This window comes from Piscirickettsia salmonis LF-89 = ATCC VR-1361 (genome assembly GCF_000297215.2).
Lineage (GTDB): Bacteria > Pseudomonadota > Gammaproteobacteria > Piscirickettsiales > Piscirickettsiaceae > Piscirickettsia > Piscirickettsia salmonis.
In genome coordinates this window covers 53,276-62,144 of the sequence record NZ_AMFF02000069.1, presented here as the reverse complement: position 1 = coordinate 62,144, position 8,869 = coordinate 53,276, and the positions used below count along the sequence as shown (strand labels likewise).

Here is an 8,869-nt window from a genome sequence, read left to right as displayed (position 1 = left end):
CTGATAACCGTTGTTCGATATAAAAACGATCTTTTTCATTTAAGTGCCGATAAACCATCTCTACCCTCTAAGTCAAAAGGCGAACTAGAGAGTTTATCTGTATGAATATGAACTCTCTACTGAGTGTTGCACTTCAGATGACGGAGGGCGTAATTTATTTTTAGATTAAAGTAAATTTTTAGAAAATTTAACGGTGTTGATTTGTGAGGGTGAAGCTTCAGAGCTGGCTGGTAATTTAGGCGCTAAATTAAGCGCCTGATATTTTATGATTTCTTAGTGTAATGAGGGCGCAGCGTTTGTAATAAGTGCTTTAATGATTTTGGATTGCCTGCCAAAAGTTCGCCTTCACTGATATTAGACTCGCCGCCATTTAAATCACTAGCCAGGCCACCGGCTTCGCGAACCAGTAATAAGCCAGCTTCGATATCCCAGCGTTGTGCACCGAGGGTATAGCTGGCATCGAGGCGCCCTGCGGCAACGTAGGCTAGATCTAGCGCTATAGACCCTGAGCGGCGTAGTGCGACATGTTGTTCATAAAGACTATGTTGAGAGGCAAAAAAGGCTGCAGCATACTGATCCGTGGCGTGGGTGAGAGAGGTGCTGATAGTGGCACCTTCAAGCTTGTTGCGTTGACTGACACGAATGCGGTGATCATTGAGCTTTGCACCTTGACCACGTGTTGCTGAAAACAGCTCATCGCGGATGGCATCATAGATGACAGCATGCTCAGTGCGGCCACGGTATTGAATAGCAATAGAAATACAGAAATTTGGATTGCCATGGATAAAGTTGTTGGTACCATCTAAAGGGTCGATGATCCATAAATAATCAGATTCTTGTGGCGTTTGACCGCTTTCTTCGCTAAGAATAGTATGCTCTGGGTAAGCTTTTTGAATGGTTTCGATAATAGTACTTTCTGCACTTTTGTCGACATCAGATACGTAGTTGCCGATGCCTTTTTCGGCGACTTTCAAAGTGTCTAAACGGTCAATACGTTGTAGCATTAAAGCACCCGCACGGCGTGCAGCACGCGTGGCGATATTAATAATCGGTTGCATAAAAACTTACCCAGTTATGTTAAAGATCGAATTAAAAGCCAATAGTCTAACAGCTTTTCGCTAAAACCGGTATAGTATAGTCGGCCTAACAGGGTTGCAAGATAAGTTAGTATTGATTTAGAAAAATAGATTTAGAGTTAGATTTAGGTTTGGTTTGAGTTCATGAGTATTTTACCAAAGATTCGTATTGTTTTAGTTGAAACTTCTCACTCTGGTAATATTGGTGCGGTTGCCCGGGCGATGAAAAACATGGGGTTAGGTCGTTTGTATTTAGTGGCTCCGAATGACTTTCCTTCTGATCAGGCCTATGCGCTGTCTTCTCATGCAGAAGATGTTTTGGATCACGCAGTGATTAGCGCGAGTTTGGCAGAGGCGATTGCCGATTGTCAGTTGGTGTTTGGTACCAGTGCACGCGAGCGTAAAGTGCCTTGGCCTTTAGAGGCGCCGCGACAAATGGCGCAGCGCGTGATGTCAGAACATAGCCAGCATGAAATTGCGGTTGTTTTTGGTCGTGAGCGTACGGGTTTAACCAACCAGGAATTACAATGTTGTCATTATCATGTGCATATACCGACAAATGAAGAATATAGTTCATTGAATTTAGCTCAAGCGGTACAGGTGATTGCCTATGAGTTGCGCTTAGCGGCATTAGATCATAATCAGAATGTAAATAATAACGCTTTGAATAATGATAATAATATAGGGTTAAAAACTATTGAGCAGCCAGAAAAACTGCTGGCGAGCAGCGCACAAATGGAGGGTTTTTACCTGCATTTAGAGAAGTTACTGCGAAAGATTCACTTTCTTGATGAAGCACAGGAAGGCATGTTAATGCTTAAGCTGCGACGTTTGTATCAGCGTAGTCGAGTGGAAGAAGCAGAAATGCATATTTTACGTGGCATTTTATCGAAAATGGAGCGACGGCTTGATGAAAAGGGTAAAAGTAAATGATTTATCTTGATTATGCGGCAACGACACCGGTAGACCCTGAGGTTATTCAAGCGATGCAAGAATGCTTAGGATTAGAGGGTGACTTTGCTAATCCATCCTCATTGCATCGTTTAGGGTGGCTGGCGGCTGAGAAGATCAAGCATGCCCGTGGACAAATTGCCCGTTTGGTCGGTGCTGATAGTAAAGCAATTATTTTTACCTCAGGTGCTACAGAAGCGAATAATTTGGCGATTAAAGGTGTATGCGAGGCTTATCAAAAACGCGGTCGCCATATTATTACCTCGAAAGCTGAGCATAAATCTGTTTTAGATGTGTTTGCCGTATTAGAAAAGCAAGGTTTTGAGGTGACTTATTTAACACCGAATAAGCAGGGTTTAATTGATCCTGAGATTTTACAGACGGCTATGCATGAACAGACTATTCTTGTGTCATTAATGCATGTCAATAATGAGCTCGGTGTCGCTCATGACTTAGTGGCATTGGGCACCATCGTAAAAGCACACGGGGCAATCTTTCATGTTGATGCTGTGCAGGCGCTCGGAAAATTGCCGATAGACTTGGCAGAGTTGCCTGTTGATTTAATGTCATTTTCAGCTCATAAATGCTACGGTCCAAAAGGTGTGGGCACCTTATTTGTGCGTCGCCGCCCTAAAGTACGTCTGCATGCACAGCAACACGGTGGTGGTCATGAATTGGGTTTACGCTCAGGAACGCTGGCCACTCATCAGATTGTTGGTTTTGGTCGGGCCTGCGAGTTGGCAGAAGAAAAGCTGAATGAAGAGCCGCAAAGAGTAATGGCACTGCGTGACCGGTTATGGCAAGGCTTAAGCCAATATGATCAGGTGTATTGGAATGGTCAAGGTGCATTGACACAGGCTCCTGGTATACTCAGTGTAAGTTTTGCTGGCGTGGATGGCGAGTCTTTATTGGCTTGCCTGCCTGAACTGGCAGTAAGTCAAGGTTCTGCGTGTAATTCGACCACTGTTGAGATCTCTCATGTGTTAGCGGCGATCGGCATGCCGGCTGAGCGAGCTCATAGTACGCTACGCTTTTCGCTTGGGCGCTATAGTACACTTGCTGAAGTTGACCAGGTGATTGAGCAAGTGGGCCGTGCGTTAACTCATTTACGTAAACTATCGCCGACCTGGCAGGTGCAACAGGCAGGGGCTGACCCGGCTTTGTTGCCTTGGGGGCGTTATGTTGAATAAGGCCATTTTATATTATTTACAGCAAGATCAGTTTGTTGGTGAGCTTGCTGAGAGCAGTCATACTGTAAAAGTTTATTTAGGGCGGCCTGAAGCAGATTGTTTCGTGTTGAGTCTTCAACATGATAGTAATCATGTGACAGCAATACGTTTTTTGGCACAAGGGAGTCCTGTGCTGATTGCTAGCTGTGCTTATGTGAGTGAGCAATTGCATGAGGGGGCTTTGGAGTTGTTAAATACGCTAGATTCTAAGCAGCTTGTAGCATATTTTTCTCTTGATAATAAAGATATTTCTAAGGCGGTGTTGGTTGAAAATGCGTTAAAACAGCTGTATCGACAATTAGCTTTATAGAATTATCTTTATGAATACCTTCACTAATAAGGTGTTATTTGCGACAATAGCGCCGTAATATCGTTTTAATTTAAATAAAGTAAGGAGCCTAAGCATGGCAATAGAACGTACACTTTCAATCATTAAGCCTGATGCCGTTGCCAAAAATGTGATTGGTGAGATTTACGCACGTTTTGAAAAAGCAGGCTTGAAAGTGGTTGCGGTGAAGATGACGCATTTAACTGAAGAAGAAGCGGGTGAGTTTTATGCTGTTCATAAAGCGCGGCCATTTTTTGGTGCTTTGGTTGAGTTTATGACTTCAGGCCCTGTCATGGTGCAAGTGCTTGAAGGTGAAAATGCAGTTCTGGTTCATCGTGATATTATGGGCGCGACGAATCCAGCTGAGGCAGTAGCGGGCACCATTCGCGCTGATTTTGCCGAGAGTATCGATGAGAATGCGGTGCATGGTTCTGATGCAATTGAGACTGCAGCACAAGAGATTAACTTTTTCTTTGATGGAAAAGTCTGTGCGCGTACTCGATAAGTGAGTAATATAGTTTTTGAGTTTTAATAAACTCAGCCCAGAGGGATGTATAATGCTTCTGGGCTTTATTTATTTTATTTGGCCTTATTTTTCATTTGTAACGTAATAGATAGATTTTTAGAGTGAGATCATGCAAGCGACTGCTGTAACAATGCAAAAAGTGAATTTATTAAATTTAGATCGAGTTGGTCTACAACAGTTCTTTCAGAGCATCGGTGAGAAGCCATTTCGCGCTCGTCAAGTATTGCAGTGGATTCATCAGCGTGGTGTGGTTAATTTTGATGAAATGACTGATTTAAGTAAGGCCCTGCGTGGGCGTTTGCATGAGAGTGCTGAAATAGTCGCGCCTAAGGTGGTGTTTGATAAAGTCTCAGTCGATGGCACGCGTAAATGGTTAATTCAATTGCCAGAGGGTAACTGTATTGAGACTGTTTTTATTCCAGAAGGTAAGCGGGGGACCTTGTGTGTGTCGTCTCAGGTGGGCTGTGCGTTAAATTGTACGTTTTGTTCGACGGCAACTCAGGGTTTTAACCGTAATTTGAGTGTGAATGAAATTATTGGTCAGGTCTGGGTGGCCAAACATGCGTTAGAAAAAGATATTGATGTACAAAAGTCACCAGATCAGCGTGTATTAACGAATGTGGTGATGATGGGGATGGGTGAGCCCTTATTAAATTTTGATGCGGTGATGAGCGCGATGAGCTTAATGATGGATGATTATGCCTATGGTTTATCAAAACGTCGTGTCACTTTAAGTACCTCAGGAGTTGTTCCTGCGTTGTATGAAATGAAAAAGCATAGTGATGCGGCATTAGCCGTGTCTTTACATGCGCCGAATGATGAATTGCGTAATCAAATTGTACCGATTAATAAAAAATATCCTATTGCTGAGCTATTAAAGGCGTGTGAGAATTATATTCATGGACGCCCTCATGCCAAAGTGACAATAGAATATGTGATGTTACAGGAAGTTAATGATAGTTTAGAGCATGCTAAAGAGCTTGCTGAGGTGTTAAAAACACTGCCTTGTAAGATTAATTTGATTCCATTTAACCCGTTTCCAGGGACGTGTTATCAGCGCTCTAGCCGTAATCGGATTGTACGTTTTCAAAACTACCTGCTAGAAAAAGAATTTATTGTCACGGTCAGAAAAACACGTGGTGATGACATTGATGCAGCGTGTGGGCAACTGGCGGGTGATTTTACTGATAAAACACGTCGTCGTGAACGCTTACAGGTTAAACAGCAGGAGGCGGTGTGACGGCGCGCCGTTGTCTTGCTTTAATTTTTATTTTTACTAATTTATTAAGCTTAATGAGCTGCACTCAGCAGACGACGGTGTTGCATCAGTCAGAATCATTGTATGGAGTAAGCACTGTAAAGCCAGATAAATCGCAAGCAGCGCACTATAATGTGCAATTGGGACTTGCTTATTTAAAAGCAGGGGATTTTAGGCGAGCGCAGTATAAGCTGAGTAAGGCGATTAAGCTGGATCCTCATCATGCTGAAGTGCACTATGCTTTTGCGTATTATTTAGAAACTGTTGGTGAATTTGAGAAGGCGCAGCAAGAGTATTTAACTGCACTGAATATTGCGCCTGATGATCCTAAAGTATTAAATAATTATGGTGCATTTTTATGCCGACAGGGGCAGGTGGATAAGTCGTTGCGTTATTTATTGGCAGCGGCCGAGCACGTAGAGTATTTAGATCGTGCTGGCAGTTATGAAAATGCAGGTCTGTGTGCGTTAAAAATCGATGAATTAAAGTCTGCACAGCATTATTTGATGCAGGCGTTACAGTTGGCTCCGCATAATGATAGGGTGCGCTGGGCATTGATTAAAATTTCAAATCAACAAGGACAGGACCAACAGACCTTGGTATTATTAAAACGCTATTTATTAGCGCAGCCTGATGATAGCAATGCGCAACGTTTATTGCAGCAGCTGCAGGTGAAGTCTGGGTCTGATCAGCCAGATAAACGTTAATACTATATCTTTAGTTTTATTATTAAAGATGGCTAGGTCGTTCAAGGTGGTTGAATTATGTCTGATGAAGTGAAGAGAAAGACAGAGCTTAATTTAGGTGAGCTGTTACAGCGGGCTCGTTGCAATAAAAACTTAACACGTGAGCAGGCGGCACGGCAGCTTCATATCCAGCCGCAAATATTGATGTTATTTGAGCATAACGACTTTAAGCAATTTAACTTACCAGAACACTTTATTATTGAGTATCTGACGAATTATGCGAGTTTGCTTGATTTAGATGCTAAAGCAGTGGCTGCTATTTATCGTCAGGGAGGTGTTGTTGATCTAGCCGCTGCCCCTGTTGATAAAAAGCCAGTGACAGATTTAAGTGTAGGCGTTAAAAGTGCAGTTAATCATCAGCGTAATAATACTATTAATGAGAAAAGTGATGTTAAATCCCCTACGAGGACACCATCCGAGTCAGCACTTAGTATTGCCAATAAAAAAAACCTTAAGCAATCAGAACGGCCTAAGTTATCTGCACACAAAAGCCAGCATACAGAGCGTTTATTGTCACCGCATGAAAAAATATCTGCACATTGTCAAGAGCAGTCGTTTGAGGGGTTGGCTATGCAGAGTGAAGTGCGTAAAACAGATTCGGCGAGAAAAGGTCGTAGTGCATTGAGTTGGGGGATGAATCTGTTGATTTTGATTATTGTTATCACCGTGGCTTTTCTTTGGTATAAAAACCAAATTAGCCAATTAAGCCCGGCGGCGGCAGTAAGTTCGAAAAAAATTAATCAAGCGGCAAACCAATTAGCACCCTTTGCAAAGCCTAGCCTGGCTGAACAGCAAGCGGCTGAAGAAGCGCAATTAGAGCAACGTCTTCACAGTAATGAGGCCATGGCTGCACAATATAAAATATTAAAAGTGCCGCCCCAAGCTCAAGAGCAAGAGCAGTCATAATTATATTACAGCTGTATTTTTTATATTAAATTTTATTAAAAATAAATGAATAAGTAGATTAATTAATTGAGAGGAGATAGCGCGATGAAACATTCTTCTGCATTTTTAACGTTGGTTGAGCAGGCGCGTAGTTCTGTGTCTGAGATTTCTATTGAGAACGTGTGTGATTATATCAATGAGCACGTTGATTTTCAGCTGATTGATGTGCGCGAGTCAGATGAAGTGAGTGTTGGCAAAATTAAAGGGGCACGTGTATTGAGTAAAGGGATTATTGAGCGTGATATCGAAAGGCTGATTCCTGATGTGAACACCCATATTGTTTTATATTGTGGCGGTGGCTATCGCTCTGCATTGGCAGCTGAGAATTTACAACGCATGGGCTATCTGCATGTAGAGTCAATGATCGGTGGCTTTAAAGCATGGCAACAGGCGCATTATGAGACTGAATCTACAGGCTGATCGAGTTTGAGAAATTGAAGTAGTGTGAATTGATAGTATTAGGTTTTAACTTGCTTTATTTGTTATGATAGCGGGCAGTAAAAGTGTTTGAGGTGAAAAATGGCTAAAGGTATCCAGGCAATTCGTGGGATGAATGATATCCTACCGACAGAATCAGCGTATTGGCAGTGGCTAGAAGTGGCTGTGCGCGATACGGTGAATGCTTATGGGTATCAAGAGATTCGTTTCCCTATCGTTGAAAAAACTGAACTTTTTGTGCGCAGTATTGGCGAGGCGACGGATGTTGTTGAAAAAGAAATGTACATGTTTGAGGATAAAGGTGGTGAAAGTATTACCTTAAGGCCTGAGGGAACAGCCAGTTGTGTACGGGCAGCACTGCAGCATGGCCTACTGTATAATCAGCAGCAAAAACTATGGTATTTAGGACCGATGTTTCGTTATGAGCGCCCGCAAAAGGGGCGTTATCGCCAGTTTCATCAGTTTGGTGTTGAAGTGTTTGGTTATTGTCAGGCAGAACTCGATGCTGAGGTGATTTTGTTAAGTGCGCATTTATTTAAGCGTGTTGGGGTTTTTGATCAGCTGACCTTGCATATTAATTCTCTGGGTACGCCTGCAGAGCGCTTGGCTCATCGAGTGGCATTAGTGAACTATTTAAAAGAAAACCAAGCCGTTCTTGATGAAGATAGCCAGCAGCGTTTAGCGAAAAACCCATTGAGGATTTTAGATAGTAAAAATCCGCTCATGCAGGAGATGATTGCGGCAGCGCCGCGCTTATTAGATTATCTTGGTGAAGAATCTCTTGCACACTTTGAGCGCTTAAAAGAATTATTGACCGTTGCAGGGTTATCTTATCAAGTCAATCCATGTTTGGTGCGTGGTTTAGATTACTATTCACGCACTGTCTTTGAGTGGATGACCGATCATCTGGGAGCGCAAGCGACGATCTGTGCGGGTGGGCGTTATGATGGTTTGGTTGAACAGTTTGGCGGTAAAGCAACGCCTGCAGTGGGGTTTGGTTTAGGCATAGAGCGCTTGTTACTACTTATTGAGACGTTAGGGAAAAAGCCGGAAGTGTTGGCATCGCCACATATTTATTGTATTGCAACAGGGAAAAGAGAGATGGCGCAAGTGGTAATATTAGCAGAAAGGCTACGTAGCCAGTTGCCAGATTTGCGTATTTTAAGTCATGGTGATCAAGGGAGCTTGAAAAGCCAGTTTAAAAAAGCGGATAAGTCGATGGCGCAGTTAGCTTTAATTATTGGTGAAGATGAGCTAGCAAAAGAGTGTGTTACGATTAAATTTTTACGTGAGCCGCGTGAGCAAGTGTCCTGTGCACAAGGTGAGCTTATGACAACAATAGAAACGCTATTAAAATAAAAGAGGTGTAAAT

The 8,869-nt window shown here is 42.8% G+C and carries 10 protein-coding genes; 9 read left to right on the top strand and 1 reads right to left on the bottom strand.

The window, feature by feature from the left end; all coding sequences use genetic code 11:
• Positions 1–263: 263 nt before the first annotated feature.
• Positions 264–1,058 carry an inositol monophosphatase family protein gene (locus C200_RS07340; protein WP_016209411.1) on the bottom strand — a complete coding sequence of 265 codons (795 nt, stop codon included), beginning with the start codon at positions 1,056–1,058 and terminating at the stop codon, positions 264–266.
• Positions 1,059–1,220: 162 nt separating this feature from the next.
• Between C200_RS07340 and trmJ the strand changes: the two genes are divergently transcribed.
• The 9 genes from trmJ (at position 1,221) to hisS (ending at position 8,856) form a co-directional block, all read left to right on the top strand.
• Positions 1,221–2,009: a tRNA (cytosine(32)/uridine(32)-2'-O)-methyltransferase TrmJ gene (trmJ, locus tag C200_RS07335; RefSeq protein WP_016209421.1), complete on the top strand. Its 789-nt coding sequence runs from the start codon at positions 1,221–1,223 to the stop codon at positions 2,007–2,009.
• Positions 2,006–3,217: an aminotransferase class V-fold PLP-dependent enzyme gene (locus tag C200_RS07330; RefSeq protein ID WP_016209447.1), complete on the top strand. Its 1,212-nt coding sequence runs from the start codon at positions 2,006–2,008 to the stop codon at positions 3,215–3,217. The genes trmJ and C200_RS07330 overlap by 4 nt, the downstream gene beginning before the upstream one ends.
• Positions 3,207–3,566 carry a hypothetical protein gene (locus C200_RS07325; protein WP_032126508.1) on the top strand — a complete coding sequence of 120 codons (360 nt, stop codon included), beginning with the start codon at positions 3,207–3,209 and terminating at the stop codon, positions 3,564–3,566. Before C200_RS07330 ends, C200_RS07325 begins: the two co-directional genes overlap by 11 nt.
• 94 nt (positions 3,567–3,660) lie before the next feature.
• Positions 3,661–4,089: a nucleoside-diphosphate kinase gene (ndk, locus tag C200_RS07320; protein WP_016209444.1), complete on the top strand. Its 429-nt coding sequence runs from the start codon at positions 3,661–3,663 to the stop codon at positions 4,087–4,089.
• A gap of 130 nt (positions 4,090–4,219) precedes the next feature.
• Complete coding sequence (rlmN, locus tag C200_RS07315; protein ID WP_129556555.1) at positions 4,220–5,350, top strand: 23S rRNA (adenine(2503)-C(2))-methyltransferase RlmN; 1,131 nt, start codon at positions 4,220–4,222, stop codon at positions 5,348–5,350.
• On the top strand, positions 5,347–6,075 hold the full coding sequence (gene pilW, locus C200_RS07310) for a type IV pilus biogenesis/stability protein PilW (RefSeq protein ID WP_016209436.1): 729 nt from the start codon (positions 5,347–5,349) through the stop codon (positions 6,073–6,075). Before rlmN ends, pilW begins: the two co-directional genes overlap by 4 nt.
• A 57-nt stretch (positions 6,076–6,132) precedes the next feature.
• The gene (locus C200_RS07305) at positions 6,133–7,020 is read left to right on the top strand and encodes a helix-turn-helix domain-containing protein (RefSeq protein WP_016209412.1); all 888 of its coding nucleotides are present in this window, start codon (positions 6,133–6,135) and stop codon (positions 7,018–7,020) included.
• A gap of 84 nt (positions 7,021–7,104) precedes the next feature.
• Positions 7,105–7,479: a rhodanese-like domain-containing protein gene (locus tag C200_RS07300; RefSeq protein ID WP_016209433.1), complete on the top strand. Its 375-nt coding sequence runs from the start codon at positions 7,105–7,107 to the stop codon at positions 7,477–7,479.
• Positions 7,480–7,578: 99 nt separating this feature from the next.
• Positions 7,579–8,856, top strand: a complete 1,278-nt coding sequence (gene hisS, locus C200_RS07295; protein ID WP_016209424.1) for a histidine--tRNA ligase — start codon at positions 7,579–7,581, stop codon at positions 8,854–8,856.
• The last annotated feature ends 13 nt before the right edge of the window (positions 8,857–8,869 follow it).